The sequence below is a fragment of the Pseudomonas sp. RIT357 genome, from assembly GCF_000632245.1.
GTDB lineage: Bacteria > Pseudomonadota > Gammaproteobacteria > Pseudomonadales > Pseudomonadaceae > Aquipseudomonas > Aquipseudomonas sivasensis.
The window spans coordinates 117,801-137,319 of the sequence record NZ_JFYX01000023.1; the positions used below are offsets into that span (position 1 = coordinate 117,801).

The following is a 19,519-nucleotide window of genomic DNA, read 5'->3' on the forward strand; positions in this document are numbered from 1 at the left end:
CTAACCCGTGCATATGGAAATTCTTCTACAGGAACAACTGGTCAGTTTCAGGCGCCTTTCAGCCTTTGCGCCTGGGAAGGTGCTGCCATTGGCGCCTGGAATCAACCACTGCGTGGAGGTTCGGGTTAACGGCCGGCTATTGGCGTTGGGGGAGTTGGTGCAGTTGGAGGATCGCCTGGGGATTGAATTGCACGAGGTCTATCGAAAAGGGGCATCTGACAGTTGTAAATGAACGGTCTTACAGGGTGATGCTGAAAAGCGGCGGCTGTATGGGTTTTTTCCTAGCGTGGGCTGCAAGGCGGTTTTTTATAGTCATGACGTGGGCACAAGAGCCAGTACTGGAAATAAGGAATGAGTCGGATGCCGAGGTGGATATGGCCGTCGTGAATGATGGGTTGACTGCGACTTCCCTGTATTTCTCCCAGTGGATACTGCATGGCGATGGTCGTCTAAGCGGTAAAGTCAGCGATGTTCAGTTGCCGCCCAAGGAGCTGCATGTTTTGCGGTTGCTGCTTGCCTCTGGCGGTGTCCTGATGACCAAGGATCATTTGCTTGAACTGGCCTGGCCACAAGGGGAGGTCGCGGAGGAGTCACTGACCCGTTGCATTTACTCGCTGCGCAAGCATCTTGGAGCCGACAAGGGTTTTATCAAGACCATCTACGGTCGTGGGTATCGCTTCACCTGTCCGGTGAACGTTGAGCGGCATGGGGCCGGGCATACGGATGCCGCGCAGCACCTGTGTTCGGCCTGTGGCCAGCTCAGGCGTGGCTAAGCTGTGGCGCAGGCTGCTGTTGCTCGGCCTATTGATCAGCGCAAACCAGGCGTTTGCCTACTGCTGGGAGGAAACCGCCAGTCGCTACGGTATCGAGCCTGAATTGCTGCAGGCTATCGCTGCCGTGGAGTCGGGGTTTCGTGCAGATGCGATCAACCACGCAAACCAAAATGGTACGCGTGACATCGGCCTGATGCAGATCAACAGTATCCATTTGCCCCGCTTGCTCAAGCTGGGCATTACCGAGGAGCGGCTGTTGAGTGAGCCGTGCCTCTCAGTGGAAGTGGGCGCTTCCATACTGGCCGATTTCATTCAGCGCTTTGGCTACAACTGGACGGCGGTAGGTTCCTACAATGTTGGCGCCGGCTCAGGCCCCCAGCGCGACGCATTGCGCATGCGCTATGCAGAGAAAATTTGGGCACGCTATGAGTTGCTCGTACAGCAGCGCTATTGATGTTTGGGTAGCACGCCTCGCGTGCACCCCGTCACCCCGGCTATAATCGCCGCCACCTTTCGCCGCCATCCGAGTCTAGCCCGCCCATGTATACCCTGGCCCGCCAGCTGTTGTTCAAACTCTCCCCGGAAACCTCCCACGATCTGTCCCTGGACCTGATCGGCGCCGGTGGCCGCCTGGGGCTCAACGGCCTGGTGTGCAAGGCACCCGCAAAAATGCCGGTATCAGTGATGGGGCTCGACTTCCCCAACCCGGTCGGACTGGCCGCTGGCCTGGACAAGAACGGCGCGGCCATCGATGGCTTCGCGCAACTGGGTTTCGGTTTTGTCGAGATCGGCACCGTGACGCCACGGCCGCAGCCCGGTAACCCCAAGCCGCGGATCTTCCGCCTGCCTGAAGCCGAGGCGATCATCAACCGCATGGGTTTCAACAACCTCGGCGTCGATCATCTGCTGTCGCGGGTTGAGGCTGCGAAGTACAAGGGCATCCTCGGCATCAATATCGGCAAGAATTTTGATACACCGGTTGAGCGAGCGGTGGACGATTACCTGATCTGCCTGGACAAGGTCTACGCCCACGCCAGCTATATCACCGTCAACGTCAGCTCGCCGAACACACCGGGCTTGCGCAGCCTGCAGTTCGGTGACTCCCTCAAGCAATTGCTCGAAGCCCTGCGCCAGCGCCAGGAAGATTTGGCAGTGCGCCATGGCAAGCGCGTGCCGCTGGCCATCAAGATCGCCCCGGACATGAGTGACGAGGAAACCGTACTGGTGGCCCAAGCCCTGGTGGATTCGGGTATGGACGCAGTGATCGCTACCAACACCACCCTCAGCCGTGTCGGCGTCGAAGGGTTGGCCCATGGCGACGAAGCCGGTGGCCTGTCAGGTGCGCCGGTGCGGGACAAGAGCACCCATATCGTCAAGGTGTTGGCTGCTGAGTTGGCCGGGCGTTTGCCGATCATTGCAGTGGGCGGTATCACCGAAGGCAAGCACGCAGCCGAGAAGATCGCTGCCGGCGCGAGCCTGGTGCAGTTGTACTCCGGGTTTATCTACAAAGGCCCGGCACTTATTCGTCAATCGGTGGATGCGATCGCAGCATTGCGTCGAAGGATCGCCCAATAAAAAGGGCTCCTTAAAAGGAGCCCCTGGGCCGAAGCCCGCCGCCTTGAGAGGGCGTGCGTGGTTAAGTCGTCATCTATTCGTGGTGGTGTCGGAATTAAGTGCCCTTGATTAGCCGACGGCGTGAAGTTCGTTGAGTCTGTGGATTCCCGCAGTGCCAGTCATACCGTCCCAGTTGTCGCCTCGTCCTTCTCGCCAGCCGTTGATCCAGGCTTGGCGTACCGACGGTAGAGTAAATGGGCAAAGCTCACGGGATTTGCCATGAACGCCATATTGATATCCGCGTAAAAAAGCTCTTTCCAACGGATCACGCTTAAGTCTTCTCATAGGGTGTTTCCCTCACTTGTTGACTGTCTTGATATCCTTCGGCCTCGTCTGAGGCCGGGCAGAGTTTTTCTGCCGTTGGTGGGCTCGCTGCCGGCGTGGCGAGCCTAGGTGTTGGCGTCGTTACGGCGCCAACCTGTGTTGAGTTCTAACCAATAGGTCACACGGATTCAATGATCGTTTTGTCATAAGCACGTAACGATTACGATGCTATAGCCATAAGCTGGGATGGCTTTTCGCCCCTTTTTTGAGGCAAAGCCAGCTATGATGCACCCTGCAAAGAGGATGGGTTTAATCCTTTAGTGAGAATGCTGGCCCGTTGCGGTCGGTTACTATTCGACGAAGGGTCGGAATATTTCTTTTTGTTGCTTAAAAAAATCACTCTGCCCCGTCAATAAAGGCTCAAGGGCCCGTCAGACGGGGTGGGACGGCACATTCGTGCCACGCGAGCACTCTTCGAGAAAAGTGCTTGATTGAAAACCGAACCGGCGATGCGTCGCCCGTTCATTTATTGCTGAAAAGCCTGGAATGCCCCATGTCGGACCGTTTTGAACTCTTCCTCACTTGCCCCAAGGGCCTCGAAGGCCTGCTGATCGAGGAAGCCGTCGGGCTTGGCCTTGAGGAAGCCCGCGAGCACACCTCGGCCGTGCGCGGCATGGCCGACATGGAAACCGCCTATCGCCTGTGCCTCTGGTCGCGCCTGGCCAACCGCGTGTTGTTGGTGCTCAAGCGCTTCCCGATGAAGGATGCCGAAGACCTCTACCACGGCGTGCTGGACATCGAATGGGCCGACCACATGGTCTCCGACGGCACCCTGGCGGTGGAGTTCAGCGGTCACGGTTCGGGCATCGACAACACCCACTTCGGCGCGCTGAAGGTCAAGGACGCGATCGTCGACAAGCTGCGTACCCCGACCGGCGAACGCCCGTCCATCGACAAGATCAACCCGGACCTGCGCATTCACCTGCGCCTGGACCGTGGCGAAGCAATCCTGTCCCTCGACCTTTCCGGCCACAGCCTGCACCAGCGCGGCTACCGCCTGCAGCAGGGCGCGGCGCCGTTGAAGGAAAACCTGGCGGCGGCGATCCTGATTCGTGCCGGCTGGCCGCGTATTGCTGCCGAAGGCGGCGCGCTGACTGACCCGATGTGCGGTGTGGGGACCTTCCTGGTCGAAGGCGCGATGATTGCCGCCGACATGGCCCCCAACCTCAACCGCGAACTGTGGGGCTTCACCACCTGGCTTGGCCACGTGCCGGCGCTGTGGAAGAAACTTCATACAGAAGCCACTGAACGTGCCGCCATCGGCATGAATAAAACCCCGCTGTGGGTGCGTGGCTACGAGGCTGACCCGCGTCTGATCCAGCCCGCGCGCAACAACATCGAGCGTGCTGGTCTGAGCCATTGGATCAAGGTGTACCAGGGCGAAGTCGGCACCTTCGAGCCGCGCCCGGACCAGAACCAGAAAGGCCTGGTGATCTGCAACCCGCCCTACGGCGAGCGTCTGGGTGACGAAGCCAGCCTGTTGTACCTCTACCAGAACCTCGGCGAGCGTCTGCGCCAGGCCTGCATGGGCTGGGAAGCCGCGGTGTTCACCGGCGCACCGGACCTGGGCAAGCGCATGGGCATTCGCAGCCACAAGCAGTATTCGTTCTGGAACGGCGCGTTGCCGTGCAAATTGCTGCTGATCAAGGTCAACCCGGATCAGTTCGTTACCGGCGAGCGTCGTACCCCGGAACAGCGCCAGGCTGAACGTGAGCAGGCCGTTTACGACCAAGCCCCGGTCGAGCCACAAGAGCGCCAGTACAACAAGAACGGCAACCCGATCAAGCCAGCCCCGGCCCCTGTGGTCGAGCAGGCGCGCCTGAGCGAAGGCGGGCAGATGTTCGCCAACCGCCTGCAGAAGAACCTCAAGCTGCTGGGCAAGTGGGCCAAGCGTGAAGGGGTGGATTGCTATCGCGTGTACGACGCCGATATGCCCGAATACTCCATGGCCATCGACCTGTACCACGATTGGGTGCATGTGCAGGAATATGCCGCGCCGAAGTCCATTGACCCGGAAAAAGCTTCCGCACGTATGTTCGATGCGCTGGCGGCGATCCCTCAGGCGCTGAACATCGACAAGAGCCGCGTGGTGGTCAAGCGTCGTGAGCGCCAGAGCGGCACCAAGCAGTACGAGCGCCAGAGCGCCCAAGGCAAGTTCACCGAAGTCAGTGAAGGCGGCGTGAAGCTGCTGGTCAACCTCACCGATTATCTCGACACCGGTCTGTTCCTAGACCATCGCCCGATGCGCATGCGTATCCAGAAGGAAGCGGCCGGCAAGCGTTTCCTTAACCTGTATTGCTACACCGCCACCGCCAGTGTGCATGCAGCCAAGGGTGGCGCGCGCAGCACCACCAGCGTTGACCTGTCCAAGACCTATCTGGACTGGGCGCGTCGTAACTTCTCCCTCAACGGGTTCTCCGACAAGAACCGCCTGGAGCAGGGTGACGTGATGGCCTGGCTGGAGGCCAGCCGCGATGAGTTCGACATGATCTTCATCGACCCACCGACCTTCTCCAATTCCAAGCGCATGGAAGGCATTTTCGACGTGCAGCGTGACCACGTACAGTTGCTGGACCTGGCGATGGCACGCCTGGCACCGGGTGGTGTGCTGTATTTCTCGAACAACTTCCGCAAGTTCGCGCTGGAGGAAAACCTCAGCGAGCGCTACACGGTCGAGGAAATCAGCGACAAGACCATCGATCCGGATTTTGCGCGCAACGCCAAGATCCATCGGGCCTGGAAAATCACCGCTCGCGGTTAACCAACAGCCTGAAGCCGCAAGCCTGGTTTAATCCGGTCTTGCGGCTTTTTTACGCTGGTCAAACTCTGGGCCGATAGCTATAACTTAAGGCCTAGCCAAAGTGACACCCCCGCACGCTGGCGTTGTGAGTGTTGCTTATGCCGATGCAAGCCGTTCGCCCGAAAATCCTAGGCTTTATCAGTGAACAGGCGTCGGCTTGGCTGGTGGCATTGGTGGTGTTTCTGGCGGGCTGTACCCTGACGCTCATCGTCGCCTGGGCGTCCTTCGATCTCTATCAACAACAGGTGCGCCAGCGTTTCCAGTTGCTGGTCAACGAGCGGTATACCCGCCTGCAGGAACGCTTCGAAGATCAGGAACAGCGCTTAAACAGCCTGCGGCGGTTCTTCGTCAATTCCGACGACGTGTCCCGTGAAGAATTCGATGGTTTCGCCCAGCCTTTGCTATTGCGCACCCGGGCCTACGCCTGGGCGCCGCGCGTGTCTCGCGATCAACGCAGCCAGTTCGAACAAGAGGTGTCCCGCCAGCGTGGTGCGCCCTTTGTCATCCGTGAGTTAAATAGCGCCGGAGAACTGGCCCCGGCGCCTGAGCGTGATGAATACGTGCCGGTGCTCTACAGCCAGACTCAAAGTCTGCTGGGCTCGCCACTGGGTTTTGATCTGCTGGCCCAGCCCCTGCGGCGCTCAGCCCTTGAGCGCGCACAAAAAAGCGGCAAGCTGGCGGTTTCCCAGCCCATGCAACTGGTAGGCGTTGAGCCTGCTTATGCCACTGGGGTATTGCTGGTGGCGCCGGTCAGTCACCTGTCCACCTCCGAGCAGTCCCAGGATGAGCCCTTTGGCTACGTGATGGCCGTGATCAGCATGCGCCAGTTAGTAGCTGACGGCTTGCCCAAGCCGGAACGGGACAACCTGGTGATGCAGATCGTCGATACCTCCGACCTACAGAAACGTGTGCTCTACGAATCGAGCAATAGCGTGGCAAACGGCGACCTGATCGGTGCGCGCCGTCTTACCTTGGGGGACCACGTTTATGCCCTGACCCTACGTCCGAGCCAGATGTTCGACCAGACTAACCATTCTTCGTTGATCACGATCCTGACGATGGGCGGGTTGCTCAGCCTATTGCTCAGCGCCTTGCTCTATGTGCTGGTCAGCCAACGCCAGCGCGCCGTGAAGCTGGTGGAACAGCGTACCGTGCAGTTGCGCCTGCGTGAGCAGGAGTTACGCGGTGCCCATGGCCAACTGCGCAGCGTGCTGAATGCGGCGACCCAGGTCGCCATCATTGCCACCGACTTACGCGGCGTCATCAACACCTTCAATGCCGGTGCCGAACAAATGCTCGGGTTCTCAGCCGAGCAGGTGGTGGGTAAGTTGACCCTGGAAAGCTTGCACTTGGCGTCGGAACTGGAAGCCCGTGCAGCTAGCCTGAGCGTGGCCTTGGGCAAGCGAATCCCTGCCAGTCAGGCGATGCTGGTCGAGAGCCCGGATAACCTGCACGAAGCCCGGGAATGGACCTTGGTGCGCGAGGATCGCAGCCAGTTGACTGTGAACATGCTGGCCACTGTGTTGCTGGATGATCACGGTTTGTGGATCGGGCACTTGGCGATTTACCTGGACATTACCGAGCAAAAACGCGCTTACGAAGCATTGGCGGCCCGTGACCGCCTCCTCAAGAAACTCAGCGCCCATGTGCCCGGCGGTATCTTCCAGTTCACCCTGGAACCCCGCGAAAACTGGCGGTTCATCTATGCCAGCGATGGTATGCGCGACATTTATGAAATCGAAACCGGTGTGTTGCAACAGGACGCGAAGAAAGTTTTCGAGCGTATCCACCCGCTGGACGTGGAGCGGGTACGAGCCTCGATTCGCCTGTCGGCGTTGCAGTTGAGCCATTGGCGCGAAGAGTACCGGGTGCAGTTGCCACAACGGGGTCTGCGCTGGATTCGCGGCGAAGCCACACCGGAAGAGTTACCGGGTGGCGGTACGCTGTGGCATGGCTACGTGTCGGACATTTCCGATTTGAAGCGGGTTGAAGAGGAGCTACGCGCACTGTCCATCACTGATTCCCTGACCGGAATTCACAATCGACGCTATTTTCAGGACCGACTCAGGGCCGAGATGGTGAGGCTCAATCGGACCAGCGGGGCATTGTCGGTGATCATGCTCGATATCGATCACTTCAAGCGCATCAACGACAAGCATGGTCACGCGGTCGGCGACGCGGTGTTACAGGAGTTGTGCAAACGCATCGGCCAACGCTTGCGTCGTTCCGATGTCTTCTGTCGGCTGGGTGGCGAGGAATTCATGGTGCTCTGCCCCAACACCGGTGGCGAACAGGCCTACAGCCTGGCGATGGAATTGTGGCAGTCGCTGCGCAACGAGCCTATGGACGTGGTGGGCATCGTCACTGCCAGCTTTGGTGTGGCCAGTTGGCGGATCGACGAAGGTATTGATGGGTTGTTGCTGCGCGCCGACTCGGCCGTTTATGTAGCCAAGCAGGCGGGCAGGGATCGGGTAGAGGCGACGCCGCTGTGTTGAGTGACCTTTGTGGTGAGCGGGCAAGCCGCTCACCACAGGCTCCAGTTCAGCGTCAGAGTACTGGGGCTGAAGCCGCCAATTTAGGTTGGCGATACAGGTCCAGCAGCACCTGATCCAGCACCGACGAAGCGCCCCATGGCTTCGGATCGTTGAGAATCGCCACCACCGCCCAGGTATTGCCGTTGTTGTCGCGGCTGAACCCGGCAATGGCGCGTACGGTGTTCAAGGTGCCGGTCTTGACGTGGGCTTCGCCGCGCATCGCAGTGGTCTTCAGGCGTTTGCGCATGGTGCCGTCGGTGCCGGCAATCGGCATCGAACTGATGTATTCGGCAGCGTAAGGGCTTTTCCAGGCGGCTTGCAGCATCGCGGCCATCTCGCGGGCGCTGACCCGTTCGGCACGGGACAGCCCGGAGCCGTTCTCCATCACCAGATGCGGTGCAGTGATACCTTTTTTCGCCAGCCACTGACGCACTACACGTTGCGCGGCCTTGGCGTCGTCGCCGTCGGCATCGTTGCGAAACTGCGCGCCCAGGCTCAGGAACAACTGCTGCGCCATGGTGTTGTTACTGTATTTGTTGATGTCGCGGATGATTTCCGCCAGGTCCGGCGAGAATGCGCGGGCCAACACCTTGGCATCCTTGGGCACGGGTGCCTGGATATCACGGCCCTGGATGCTGCCGCCCAACTCCTGCCAGATTGCCCGCACGGCGCCGGCGGTATAGGTGGCATGGTCGAGCAGCGACAGGTACGTCTGGGAGCTGCAGCCGTCGCCCAGTTGGCCACTGACGGTGACCGTCACGCTGCCATCGGCGGCAGTGACCGGGTTGTAGCGCACGTCGCCGGTGCATTGCTTGGCGTTGGAAACCTTGACCTGATTGTCGATGCGAATACTGGCGATCGGCGGCTCCACCGATACGATCACACGGCCTGAGTCGTTGCGGGTCACAAAGCGCAGGGCCTTGAGGTTGACCAGCAGGGCGTCGGGCTTAACCAAGAAGGGCTTGTTCTCGTCGTTGCCGTCGTCATTGAATTCCGGCAGTTGTGGCGGGATAAAGAAGCCACGGTCCAACACCAGGTCGCCAGTGACTTGCTGTACGCCATTGGCGCGCAGGTCGCGCATCAGCAGCCAGAGTTTTTCCATGTTCAGCTTGGGATCACCGCCGCCCTTGAGGTAAAGGTTGCCATGCAACACGCCGCCGCTGAGGGTGCCGTCGGTGTAGAACTCGGTTTTCCACTGGTGGTTGGGGCCGAGCATTTCCAAGGCGGCGTAGGTGGTAACCAGCTTCATGGTGGAAGCGGGGTTTACCGAGACGTCAGCGTTGAAGACGGTGGGGGTACCAGGGCCGTTCAGGGGGATCATCACCAGTGACAGCGCGGTGTTTTGCAGCTTGGCTTTGGCCAGGGCCTGCTGAACATTCGGGGGGAGGGTGTTATTGACTGGGGCAGCTGTGGCGCTGAGGGCCAGTGGCAAGAGGAGACCGGCTAGCAAGACTGAACGTAAAGATTTGATCATAAGAAATGAAACCCTACTGCTGAGGAGGGTGAAAAAGGCGAGGGGTAAATAGGAAAAATCCCTCATTGGTCATGAAAGTGTCGGCATTATGCCCCAAGGTGGGCGCGCTTGTGGCTGAACCATAGCTGGAAATCAGCGTTTTTTTTACAGGCAAAGTGCCGCCTGTCCCAGAGAGTCGGGCAATCGTCGCCTTAAACTGCTAAAGTGCCGCCCGTTATTACTTATGAGGATTGTTCCAATGGCGACTAACCGTTCCCAGCGTCTGCGCAAAAAACTGTGCGTTGATGAATTTCAAGAGCTGGGTTTCGAACTGAACCTGGACTTCAACGAAGGCCTGAGTGAAGAAGCTATCGACGCTTTCCTCGAAGCATTCATTAAAGAAGCCATGGAAGCCAACGGTCTGGGCTATGTCGGCGGCGATGACTTCGGTCTGGTTTGCCTGCAGAAGCGTGGCTCGGTCTCCGAAGAGCAGCGCGCTGCTGTTGAAGCCTGGCTGAAAACCCGTTCCGAGCTGACCAAGGCTGAAGTCAGCCCGTTGCTGGACGTGTGGTATCCGGAAAAGCCGATCAACGCGGCTAAGTGATACTGAAAAAAACGGCGACCTGAGGGTCGCCGTTTTTTTATGCCTTGCGCCAGTTCAGAATCAGCAGCGTCAATACCCCCGCCACAATCCCCCAGAACGCCGACCCGATGGAAAACAACGTCAAGCCTGACGCGGTGACCATAAAGGTGATCAGCGCCGCTTCACGTTCCTTCGGCTCATTCATGGCGATACTCAAGCCGTTGATAATCGAGCCAAACAACGCCAATGCCGCAATCGACAGCACCAGCTCCTTGGGCAATGCTGCGAACAATGCCGCCAACGTGGCGCCGAACACGCCTGCAACCCCGTAGAAAACCCCGCACCACACGGCCGCGGTGTAGCGTTTGTTGCGGTCTTCGTGGGCATGGGGCCCGGTGCAGATGGCTGCGCTGATCGCCGCCAGGTTGATGCCATGGGAGCCAAAAGGTGCCAGTACCAGCGAGGCCAGGCCGGTGGCTGTGATCAGTGGTGATGCCGGCACGTTGTAGCCGTCGGCGCGCAACACGGCGACGCCGGGCATGTTTTGCGAAGTCATTGCCACCACAAACAGCGGAATGCCGATGCTGATCGTCGCGGCCAGTGAGAAGTGCGGCGTGGTCCAGACCGGCGTCGCGACTTCCAGGTGGAAGCCGCTGAAATCCAACAGCCCCATCACCCCGGACAGCGCGGTGCCGATCACCAGCGCGGCCAGCACCGCATAACGTGGCGACAGACGCTTAATGATCAGATACGTGAAGAACATCCCCAGCACCAGGCCGGTGCGATGCTGCGCGGCAACGAAAATCTCGCTGCCGATCTTGAACAGGATCCCTGCCAATAAGGCCGCCGCCAGTGAGGCAGGAATGCGTTTGACCAGTTTTTCAAAGCTGCCGGTCAGCCCGCAGATCGTCACCAGCACCGCACAGGTGATATAGGCACCGATGGCTTCGCCATAACTCACGCCGCCCAGGCTGGTGATCAACAGCGCCGCGCCAGGCGTGGACCAGGCAATGGTGATCGGTGTGCGATAGCGCAGGGACAGGCCGATGCTGCACACCGCCATGCCGATGGAAATTGCCCAGATCCATGAGGAAATCTGCGCGGTGGTCAAGCCGGCGGCTTGCCCGGCTTGGAACATCAGCACCAGGGAACTGGTGTAGCCGGTCATCATCGCAATGAAACCCGCGACGATGGCCGATGGAGAAGTGTCGGCCAGCGGGCGCAAAGGCGCTTGAGTGGCTTCGGTCATGGAGAGGTGTTCCTTTTACCTGGGTATTTGCCGGTGACGGCGCAGATTCAAGCCTAAACTCAAACGTAACTACTCATTGCAATACAGCCGCCGGCGCAATCAGCCGTACAGTGTGTTGGCGCATTGGGTTGTGTACAATGTGCCGTGTTTTTAGGTGATACTTGCCAGCGACCCTCGCTTGCCGTATTACCGTTAATTCGCCGCCGTTCTCCAAACCCGAGTGCCCATGAACGAACAGTTGCAACCTCTCAAGAAACAACCGCGAGCCGGCAAGGCCGGTCGCAGCGGAACCCAGGACGATATCGTCTATGCGCATATCTTCGAGGCCATCCTCGAACAACGCCTGGCGCCCGGCACCAAATTGAGCGAAGAAGCACTGGGCGAAATCTTCGGCGTAAGCCGCACCATCATTCGTCGCGCACTGTCGCGCCTGGCCCATGAAGGCGTCGTGCTGCTGCGGCCCAATCGCGGCGCGGTGGTCGCGAGTCCAAGCGTGGAAGAGGCGCGCCAAGTGTTCCTGGCACGGCGTCTGGTGGAGCGGGCGATCACCGAGTTGGCGGTGCAGCATGCTACCGCCGAACAACTGGCCGAGCTGCGCCAGATGGTCAACGACGAGCGCGACAGTTTCTCCCGTGGTGATCGCGGTGCGGGTATCCGCCTCTCCGGCGAATTCCACCTCAAGCTGGCCGAAGCGGCAAAGAACGCGCCGCTGATCAGCTTCCAGCGCAGCCTGGTGTCCCAGACCTCACTGATCATCGCCCAGTACGAAAGCGGCAACCGCTCGCACTGTTCGTATGATGAGCACACCCAGTTGATCGACGCGATTGAAGCGCGGGACGCGACACTGGCGGTGAATTTGATGATGCATCACATGGATCACATCGACAGCAAGCTCAACCTCGACGAGGAAAGTGCGTCGGATGATTTGCATGCGGTGTTTTCGCATTTGCTGCAGACCAAAAAGCCGGGGCGTTCTTCGGTCAAACTGTAATTTCCTCGGTTCACCCGGAAACAAATGTGGGAGGGGGCTTGCTCCCGATAGCGCTGGATCAGTTAACACATGACTAACTGAACCACTGCCATCGGGAGCAAGCCCCCTCCCACGTTTGGTTTTGTGTAGCGGTTGAGATCAGCGTTGGTGCACGAGTTGGCCGGCAGCGTAGGTCTGTAACACCGTCCGATCATCCCCCAGCGTCATCAGCACAAACAACGTCTCGGCAATGTTGTTCGCCTGCTTCAAGCGATAGCTGAGCAACGGCGTGGCGTTGTAATCCAGCACCAAAAAGTCCGCATCCGTGCCCGGCTGCAACGTGCCGATCTTGTCCTCCAGGCGCAGTGCACGCGCTCCGCCGAGGGTCGCCAGGTACAGCGATTTGAACGGGCTCAACCGCGCCCCTTGTAGTTGCATGACCTTGTACGCTTCGTTCAACGTTTGCAGCAGCGAGAAACTGGTGCCGCCGCCCACATCAGTGCCCAGGCCCACATTCAACTTGTGCTTCTCGGCCATTGGCAGGTTGAACAACCCACTGCCGAGGAAGAAGTTCGACGTCGGGCAGAACGCTACCGCCGAGCCCGTCTCTGCCAGCCGCGCGCACTCGTCATCACACAGGTGCACGCCGTGGGCAAATACCGAACGCTCGCCCAGCAGGTTGTAGTGGTCGTAAACATCCAGATAGCCTTTGCGCTCCGGGAACAACTCCTTCACCCATTCGATTTCCTGCTTGTTCTCACTGATGTGCGTCTGCATGTACAGGTCCGGGTACTCGCCCAGCAGTTGCCCGGCCAATGCCAGTTGTTCCGGCGTGCTGGTCGGTGCGAATCGGGGCGTGACGGCATAGTGCAGACGGCCCTTACCGTGCCAGCGCTCGATGAGCGTCTTGCTTTCCTGGTAGCCGGTTTCGGCAGTGTCGGTGAGGTAGTCCGGCGCGTTGCGGTCCATCATCACTTTGCCAGCGATCATGCGCAGGTCGAGTTTCTCGGCCGCTTCGAAGAATGAGTTCACGGACTGCGGATGCACGCTGCCGAACACCAGCGCCGTGGTGGTGCCGTTGCGCAGCAGTTCCTTGATGAAAATATCCGAGACTTCGTCGGCGTGGGCCTTGTCGGCAAATTGGCTTTCACACGGGAAGGTGTAGGTGTTGAGCCAGTCCAGCAACTGCTCGCCATAAGCACCGACCATGCCGGTCTGCGGCAGGTGGATATGGGTGTCGATCAGGCCTGGGGTGATCAGCGCGTCCTGGTAATGGGTGACTTCGATGTCGGCCGGCAGGGTCGGCAGCAGGTCGCCAGCATGGCCGACAGCGCTGATCTGGCCGTTGTCGATCACCAGCAGGCCGTCTTCGAAATACTCATAGGACGCTTCGATCCCAACGATGGCGGGGTCGGCGATGCTGTGCAGGATGGCGGCACGGTAGGCTTTGCGAGTCAAAGGCATGGTTATCTCAATTCGTGGCTTGGCTGCGGCGTGACACCGGCAGCAATTTGGCAATGGGTTCGGCGCTCGCGGTGTACTGGCCGAAATTAGCGTTATAGGTGGCGATGATTTCGCCCGCGATGGAGATGGCGATTTCTACCGGTAATTTGCCCTTCACCTCGGTGAGGCCCATGGGGCAGCGCATGCGTTGCAACTGCGCGGCGTCGAAGCCACGGTCACGCAGGCGGTGTTCAAACTTGACGCGCTTAGTCTTGGAGCCAATCAGGCCGAAGTAGGCGAAGTCATTGCGCTTGAGCAGGGCGGCGGTGAGTTCCAGGTCCAGCGCGTGATTGTGGGTCATGACGATGCAATAACTGCCCGCCGGCAAGTCAGCAATTTCGTCGACCGGTTCTTCGCTGACGATTTTACGCACGCCCTGGGGGATATGTTCCGGGAACTCCTGATCGCGGGAATCGATCCAGCGTACCCGGCACGGCAGGCTCGCCAGCAAGGGCACCAGCGCGCGGCCGACGTGACCTGCGCCGAATACCGCAATCTGCGCCTGCACCTGGCCCATGGGTTCAAACAGCAACACGGTGACGCCACCGCAGCACTGGCCCAGGCTGGCGCCGAGGCTGAAGCGCTCCAAATGAGTGTTTTGCTGGCCGCGCGCGAGCATGTCGCGGGCGATCTGCATGGCCTTGTATTCCAGGTGCCCGCCACCGATGGTGTCGAAGGTCTGCGCGGCGCTGATCACCATCTTCGAACCAGCATTGCGCGGCGTGGAGCCGAGCTCTTCGATGATGGTCACCAGTACGCAGGGTTCGCCTCTGTTTTGCAGGTCGGCGAGGGCGCTGATCCAGTTGTTCATGTTTACCTCAACATTACTGTTGTCAGTCAGGCCGCTATCGGGGGCAAGCCCCCTCCCACATTTGAAAGTAATCACAGATCAAAATGTGGGAGTGGGGCTTGCCCCCGACGGCAGCGCCTCGGTCTAGAGCGAAGCCATCTCGGTATCAGCCTCAACTACCTTCGCAGCAGCCAACTTGCGCATCTGCTCACACCCCCACAACACTCGCTCCGGCGTCGCTGGCGCATCGATTTTCGGCTGATGGCGATAGTCACCCAGGCTCGCCACCGCATCCTTTATCGCGCACCACGAGGCAATCCCGAGCATGAACGGCGGTTCACCCACGGCCTTGGAATGGAACACCGTGTCTTCCGGATTTTTGCGGTTTTCTACCAGCTTCACCCGCAGATCCAACGGCATGTCCGCCACCGCCGGGATCTTGTAGCTGGCTGGGCCGTTGGTCATCAGCTTGCCCTTGTTGTTCCACACCAGCTCTTCCATGGTCAGCCAACCCATGCCTTGGATAAAGCCGCCCTCCACCTGGCCGATGTCGATGGCCGGGTTCAGCGAGGCGCCTACGTCATGCAGGATGTCGGTGCGCAGCATTTTGTATTCGCCGGTCAGGGTGTCGACGATCACTTCGCAGCAGGCTGCGCCGAAGGCGAAGTAATAGAACGGCCGCCCGCGTGACTGGCTGCGGTCGTAGAAGATTTTCGGGGTCTTGTAGAAGCCGGTGCTCGACAGCGACACCTGAGCGAAGTAGGCCTGCTGGATCAGTGCCTCAAAGGTCAGGATCTGGTCACGCACGCGCACATGGCCGTTGTGGAATTCAACGTCCGCCTCGCTCACGTCGTATTTGCGCGCCGCAAATTCCACCAACCGTTGCTTGATGGTTTCGGCGGCATTCTGCGCGGCTTTGCCGTTCAGGTCCGCGCCGCTGGAAGCGGCGGTCGGCGAGGTGTTGGGCACCTTGTCGGTGTTGGTGGCGGTGATTTGCACGCGGTCGATTTCCACCTGGAACACTTCGGCCACTACTTGCGCCACCTTAATGTTCAAACCCTGGCCCATCTCGGTGCCGCCGTGGTTCAGGTGGATACTGCCGTCGGTGTAAATATGGATCAGCGCACCGGCCTGGTTCAGAAAGCTGGCGGTGAACGAGATGCCGAACTTCACCGGTGTCAGCGCCAGGCCTTTCTTCAGGATTGGGCTGTGGGCGTTGTACAGGCGAATCGCTTCGCGGCGCTCGGCGTATTGGCTGCTGGCCTCCAGTTCGGCGGTCATCTCTTCGAGCATGTTGTGCTCGACGGTCTGGTAGTAGTGGGTGACGTTGCGCTCGGTCTTGCCGTAGTAGTTGGCCTTGCGCACCGCCAGCGGGTCCAGCGCCAGATGGCGGGCTATGGCGTCCATCACTTCTTCGATAGCGACCATACCTTGGGGCCCGCCGAAGCCACGGTAAGCCGTGTTGGACGCGGTATTGGTCTTGCAGCGATGGCCGTTGACCGTGGCATCGCCCAGGTAATACGAGTTGTCGGAGTGGAACATGGCACGGTCGACAATCGAGTTGGACAGGTCCGGCGAGCAGCCGCAGTTGCCGGCCAGCTCCAGGTTGATGCCGTGCAGGCGGCCGCTGTCGTCGAAGCCCACGTCGTATTCGATATAGAAGGGGTGGCGCTTGCCGGTCATCAGCATGTCTTCCACACGCGGCAGGCGCATTTTGGTCGGCTGGCCGGTGAGGCGCGCCACCACTGCGCACAGGCAGGCGGGGCTGGCGGCCTGGGTTTCCTTGCCACCGAAACCACCGCCCATGCGGCGCATGTCGACGACGATTTTGTTCATCGACACATCGAGTACTTCGGCCACCAGTTTCTGCACTTCGGTGGGGTTTTGTGTGGAGCAGTAGACGATCATGCCACCGTCTTCGGTGGGCATCACCGACGAGATCTGGGTTTCCAGGTAGAAGTGTTCCTGGCCGCCGATGTGCAGAGTGCCCTGGATACGGTTTTTCGCCGTTGCCAGTGCGCCTGCCGAATCGCCGCGTTGATGGGTATGACTGTCGAGCACAAAGTGTTTTTTGCGGTAGGCCTCGACCACGTCCAGCACCGGTTCCAGGTCTTCGTATTCGATCACGGCGGCCATGGCGGCTTTGCGTGCGGTGTCCAGGTCACGGGCGGCAACCGCCAGTACCACTTGGCCAACGAACTGCACGGTGTCGATGGCCAGCAGCGGGTCGCCGGGCATCAGCGGGCCGATGTCTTTCAGGCCCGGTACGTCTTCGTGAGTGATAGCGATGCGCACACCTTCGAAGGCGTAGCAGGGCGCGGTGTCGATGCTGATGATTCGGGCGTGGGCGCGGTCAGACATGCGCGCATACAGGTGCAACTGGTTGGGGAATTCCAGGCGGTCATCGATGTACTGCGCCTCACCGCTGACGTGCTTGGCGGCGCTGTCATGCTTGACGCTGCGACCGACTCCGGAGGTCAGGTCCTGGGCGAACAGCTCGGCGAGTTCGGCCTGGGTTTTTTCCACGGCGTGATGGTTAGACATAAGCGGTCACCCGAGTCTCGATGTGCGGCGTTTGCAGTTCGATGAAGTATTTACGCAGCAGGTTCTGCGCGCTGAGCAGGCGATATTCCTTGCTGGCGCGGAAGTCCGACAGCGGCGTGAAATCCTGGGCCAGGGCGGCGCAGGCTTTCTCCACGGTGGCGGCGTTCCAAGTGGCGCCGACCAATGCGGCTTCGCAGCTTTTCGCGCGTTTTGGTGTCGCGGCCATGCCGCCGAACGCGACGCGTGCCTCACGGATTACGCCGTTGTCGATCTTCAGATTGAAGGCTGCGCAGACGGCGGAAATGTCATCGTCCAGGCGCTTGGAAACCTTATACGCACGGAACAGCGTATGGCCCTTGGGTACGATGATTTTCTCGATGAACTCACTGTCCTGGCGGGCGGTCACGCGGTAGTCGATGAAGTAGTCTTCCAGGGCCAGAGTGCGGCGTACGTCGCCCTTGCACAGCACGATCTGCGCGCCCAGGGCGATCAGCAGTGGCGGTGAGTCGCCGATGGGTGAGGCGTTACCGATATTGCCGCCCAACGTGCCCTGGTTGCGGATTTGCAGAGAGGCGAAGCGGTGCAGCAGCTCACCGAAGTCCGGGTATTCGTGATGCAGTGCGGTGTAGCAGTCGGAGAGGGCGGTGGCGGCGCCTATTTCCAGGCGGTCGTCGAACGATTCGACGCGCTTCATTTCTTCAATATTGCCGACGTAAATCATCACTGGCAGTGTGCGGTGAAACTGCGTGACTTCCAGCGCCAGGTCTGTGCCGCCGGCCAGCAGGCGGGCTTGGGGGTAGGCGTCATAGAGGTCGGCCAGGTCGGCCACGGTCAGCGGCACCAGGCAGCGTTTGTCGCCGCTGTTGAGCTCGCCCGTTTGGGTCGGCGCGATGGCTTTGAGGCGTGCAATCGTCTCGGCCTGGCGGCTGTCGAACTGATCCTGGGGCTTGTTGCAGCAGGCCTGTTCGGCGGCCGCAAGAATCGGGCGGTAGCCGGTGCAGCGGCACAGGTTGCCGGCCAGGGCTTCATGGGCTTTCTGGCTGTCGGGAGCGTCGCTGTTCTTTTGCAGGGCGAACAGCGACATCACAAACCCTGGGGTGCAAAAGCCGCATTGCGAACCGTGGCACTCAACCATGGCTTGCTGCACGCTGTGCAGTTGGCCTTGGTGCTTGAGGTCTTCGACGCTGATCAGTTGTTTGCCGTGCAGCGACGACACAAAGGTCAGGCACGAGTTAAGGCTGCGATAACGAATCTGCTCGACGCCTTGATCGTCGCGATGCAGCTCGCCGACCACCACGGTGCACGCACCGCAGTCGCCGCTGGCGCAGCCTTCCTTGGTACCGGATTTGCCCACGTGCTCACGCAGATAGTTGAGCACGGTCAGGTTGGGGTCCAGGGCGTGCTCGCTACGGAGTTCCTGGTTGAGTAAAAACTGGATCACGGAAGGCCTCGCAGACTCATTATTGTTGTTAACCGCTTTTCGCCGAATCTAGTCATGTCTGACTTTTCGGTCAATGATTTTCTGACCAGCAGGTCAAGAAAATGCGATCGCAACACTCTCAATTATGGTCCAGTCTTTTGGAACGGGCGTTTTTGCGGGCTTACGCTGCTCAACCGCTGCTTATTTCATGCCAAATTCGCCACGGTGGGCGTAGCGCCATCAGCCAGCCAATGCGCTACACTGCCGCGCTTGTACCGATAGAAGATTTTGAAGGGAAAACATGACGTTCAAGGCGCCGGACAGTCTCGCCGAGCAAATCGCTCACCACCTCGCCGAACGCATTATTCGCGGCGATCTCAAGCCTGGTGAGCGCATCCAGGAACAGAAAGTCACGCTGGCACTCAATGTCAGCCGTGGTTCCGTGCGCGAAGCCTTGCTGATCCTCGAACGGCGCCACCTCATCGCGATCCTGCCGCGCCGTGGCGCCCACGTGACCGAGCTCACCGCACACAAGGTGCAGAGCCTGTGCACGCTGATGAGCGAGCTGTACATCCTGCTCGGCAATGCCGTCGCCGAAGGCTGGCAGACCCAGGCCGACATGGCGCCGTTCGTGCAGATCCAGCAGCGCCTGGTGACCAATTTCGAGCGTGAGGACATCCGCGCCTTCGTCGAAGAATGCTTTAACGTGATGCGCGCCGCGTACCCCTTTGCCAACAACCCGTACCTGCAGGAAACCGTCGAGAACCTGCAACCGGCGATGAACCGCGCTTATTACCTGGCCCTGGATCAGCGCAAGGCCTCCATGAGCGAGTACCTGGCGCTGTTCGAGCAACTGCTCGCCGCCGTACTGGCCCGTGACGTGCCTCAGATTCGCCTGGTGCTGTCGGCCTACTGCCAGCGCAGCAGCTCGTTGGTCATCGCAGCGTTGGCGGACGGCTAAG

General features: G+C 59.9%; 16 protein-coding genes. 9 read left to right on the plus strand and 7 right to left on the minus strand.

Annotation, left to right across the window (positions count from 1 at the left end; genetic code table 11):
• The first annotated feature begins 7 nt into the window (after window positions 1-7).
• The 4 genes from BW43_RS0127570 to BW43_RS12035 all read left to right on the plus strand — a co-directional run bounded on the left by BW43_RS0127570 (window position 8) and on the right by BW43_RS12035 (window position 2,348).
• Window positions 8-232: a FliM/FliN family flagellar motor switch protein gene (locus BW43_RS0127570; protein WP_032887609.1), complete on the plus strand. Its 225-nt coding sequence runs from the start codon at window positions 8-10 to the stop codon at window positions 230-232.
• 142 nt (window positions 233-374) lie between these two features.
• Window positions 375-773: a winged helix-turn-helix domain-containing protein gene (locus tag BW43_RS12045; RefSeq protein WP_032888085.1), complete on the plus strand. Its 399-nt coding sequence runs from the start codon at window positions 375-377 to the stop codon at window positions 771-773.
• Entirely contained in the window at window positions 766-1,227 is a 462-nt protein-coding gene (locus BW43_RS12040) for a transglycosylase SLT domain-containing protein (RefSeq protein ID WP_032888087.1), read from the plus strand. Before BW43_RS12045 ends, BW43_RS12040 begins: the two co-directional genes overlap by 8 nt.
• An 86-nt stretch (window positions 1,228-1,313) precedes the next feature.
• Window positions 1,314-2,348 (plus strand): quinone-dependent dihydroorotate dehydrogenase, encoded by a 1,035-nt coding sequence (locus BW43_RS12035; protein WP_032887611.1) that lies wholly within the window; start codon window positions 1,314-1,316, stop codon window positions 2,346-2,348.
• A 108-nt stretch (window positions 2,349-2,456) separates the two neighbouring features.
• Here the strand turns inward: BW43_RS12035 and rmf are convergent, their stop codons facing one another.
• On the minus strand, window positions 2,457-2,672 hold the full coding sequence (rmf, locus tag BW43_RS28390; RefSeq protein WP_002553055.1) for a ribosome modulation factor: 216 nt from the start codon (window positions 2,670-2,672) through the stop codon (window positions 2,457-2,459).
• A gap of 532 nt (window positions 2,673-3,204) precedes the next feature.
• Here rmf and rlmKL point away from each other — a divergent pair.
• A complete protein-coding gene (rlmKL, locus tag BW43_RS12030) occupies window positions 3,205-5,472 on the plus strand; it encodes a bifunctional 23S rRNA (guanine(2069)-N(7))-methyltransferase RlmK/23S rRNA (guanine(2445)-N(2))-methyltransferase RlmL (RefSeq protein WP_032887613.1) in 2,268 nt (755 codons plus the stop codon).
• 137 nt (window positions 5,473-5,609) lie between these two features.
• The gene (locus BW43_RS12025) at window positions 5,610-8,006 is read left to right on the plus strand and encodes a diguanylate cyclase (RefSeq protein ID WP_032887615.1); all 2,397 of its coding nucleotides are present in this window, start codon (window positions 5,610-5,612) and stop codon (window positions 8,004-8,006) included.
• Between the two features lie 52 nt (window positions 8,007-8,058).
• On the opposite strand, the gene dacB is transcribed toward BW43_RS12025, so the two are convergent.
• Window positions 8,059-9,519 (minus strand): D-alanyl-D-alanine carboxypeptidase/D-alanyl-D-alanine-endopeptidase, encoded by a 1,461-nt coding sequence (gene dacB, locus BW43_RS12020; protein WP_032887618.1) that lies wholly within the window; start codon window positions 9,517-9,519, stop codon window positions 8,059-8,061.
• 238 nt (window positions 9,520-9,757) lie between these two features.
• Between dacB and BW43_RS12015 the strand changes: the two genes are divergently transcribed.
• Window positions 9,758-10,102 carry a YggL family protein gene (locus BW43_RS12015; protein WP_016979277.1) on the plus strand — a complete coding sequence of 115 codons (345 nt, stop codon included), beginning with the start codon at window positions 9,758-9,760 and terminating at the stop codon, window positions 10,100-10,102.
• 37 nt (window positions 10,103-10,139) lie between these two features.
• Here BW43_RS12015 and BW43_RS12010 read toward each other — a convergent pair whose 3' ends face one another.
• Entirely contained in the window at window positions 10,140-11,330 is a 1,191-nt protein-coding gene (locus BW43_RS12010; protein ID WP_032887620.1) for a benzoate/H(+) symporter BenE family transporter, read from the minus strand.
• Window positions 11,331-11,556: 226 nt separating this feature from the next.
• On the opposite strand from BW43_RS12010, the gene BW43_RS12005 reads away from it, so the two are divergent.
• Window positions 11,557-12,321, plus strand: coding sequence for a GntR family transcriptional regulator (locus tag BW43_RS12005; RefSeq protein ID WP_017134778.1), 765 nt, complete (start codon window positions 11,557-11,559; stop codon window positions 12,319-12,321).
• 138 nt (window positions 12,322-12,459) lie between these two features.
• Here BW43_RS12005 and guaD read toward each other — a convergent pair whose 3' ends face one another.
• From guaD to xdhA, 4 genes are all read right to left on the minus strand, one after another.
• Window positions 12,460-13,764, minus strand: coding sequence for a guanine deaminase (gene guaD, locus BW43_RS12000; protein ID WP_032887622.1), 1,305 nt, complete (start codon window positions 13,762-13,764; stop codon window positions 12,460-12,462).
• A 7-nt stretch (window positions 13,765-13,771) separates the two neighbouring features.
• The gene (gene xdhC / locus BW43_RS11995; protein WP_032887624.1) at window positions 13,772-14,614 is read right to left on the minus strand and encodes a xanthine dehydrogenase accessory protein XdhC; all 843 of its coding nucleotides are present in this window, start codon (window positions 14,612-14,614) and stop codon (window positions 13,772-13,774) included.
• Window positions 14,615-14,737: 123 nt separating this feature from the next.
• On the minus strand, window positions 14,738-17,137 hold the full coding sequence (xdhB, locus tag BW43_RS11990; protein ID WP_032887626.1) for a xanthine dehydrogenase molybdopterin binding subunit: 2,400 nt from the start codon (window positions 17,135-17,137) through the stop codon (window positions 14,738-14,740).
• The gene (xdhA, locus tag BW43_RS11985; protein ID WP_032887628.1) at window positions 17,130-18,578 is read right to left on the minus strand and encodes a xanthine dehydrogenase small subunit; all 1,449 of its coding nucleotides are present in this window, start codon (window positions 18,576-18,578) and stop codon (window positions 17,130-17,132) included. Before xdhA ends, xdhB begins: the two co-directional genes overlap by 8 nt.
• A 280-nt stretch (window positions 18,579-18,858) precedes the next feature.
• On the opposite strand from xdhA, the gene BW43_RS11980 reads away from it, so the two are divergent.
• The gene (locus tag BW43_RS11980; RefSeq protein WP_032887629.1) at window positions 18,859-19,518 is read left to right on the plus strand and encodes a GntR family transcriptional regulator; all 660 of its coding nucleotides are present in this window, start codon (window positions 18,859-18,861) and stop codon (window positions 19,516-19,518) included.
• The last annotated feature ends 1 nt before the right edge of the window (window position 19,519 follow it).

What these genes read in the sequence shown, in the direction of transcription:
- guaD (WP_032887622.1), bottom strand. Translation starts at nt 13,764, where the DNA reads ATGCCTTTGACTCGCAAAGCCTACCGTGCCGCCATCCTGCACAGCATC.
- BW43_RS12005 (WP_017134778.1), top strand. Translation starts at nt 11,557, where the DNA reads ATGAACGAACAGTTGCAACCTCTCAAGAAACAACCGCGAGCCGGCAAG.
- rlmKL (WP_032887613.1), top strand. Translation starts at nt 3,205, where the DNA reads ATGTCGGACCGTTTTGAACTCTTCCTCACTTGCCCCAAGGGCCTCGAA.
- BW43_RS12035 (WP_032887611.1), top strand. Translation starts at nt 1,314, where the DNA reads ATGTATACCCTGGCCCGCCAGCTGTTGTTCAAACTCTCCCCGGAAACC.
- BW43_RS12010 (WP_032887620.1), bottom strand. Translation starts at nt 11,330, where the DNA reads ATGACCGAAGCCACTCAAGCGCCTTTGCGCCCGCTGGCCGACACTTCT.
- BW43_RS12015 (WP_016979277.1), top strand. Translation starts at nt 9,758, where the DNA reads ATGGCGACTAACCGTTCCCAGCGTCTGCGCAAAAAACTGTGCGTTGAT.
- BW43_RS12025 (WP_032887615.1), top strand. Translation starts at nt 5,610, where the DNA reads ATGCCGATGCAAGCCGTTCGCCCGAAAATCCTAGGCTTTATCAGTGAA.
- BW43_RS12045 (WP_032888085.1), top strand. Translation starts at nt 375, where the DNA reads ATGGCCGTCGTGAATGATGGGTTGACTGCGACTTCCCTGTATTTCTCC.
- dacB (WP_032887618.1), bottom strand. Translation starts at nt 9,519, where the DNA reads ATGATCAAATCTTTACGTTCAGTCTTGCTAGCCGGTCTCCTCTTGCCA.
- rmf (WP_002553055.1), bottom strand. Translation starts at nt 2,672, where the DNA reads ATGAGAAGACTTAAGCGTGATCCGTTGGAAAGAGCTTTTTTACGCGGA.
- xdhB (WP_032887626.1), bottom strand. Translation starts at nt 17,137, where the DNA reads ATGTCTAACCATCACGCCGTGGAAAAAACCCAGGCCGAACTCGCCGAG.
- xdhC (WP_032887624.1), bottom strand. Translation starts at nt 14,614, where the DNA reads ATGAACAACTGGATCAGCGCCCTCGCCGACCTGCAAAACAGAGGCGAA.
- BW43_RS11980 (WP_032887629.1), top strand. Translation starts at nt 18,859, where the DNA reads ATGACGTTCAAGGCGCCGGACAGTCTCGCCGAGCAAATCGCTCACCAC.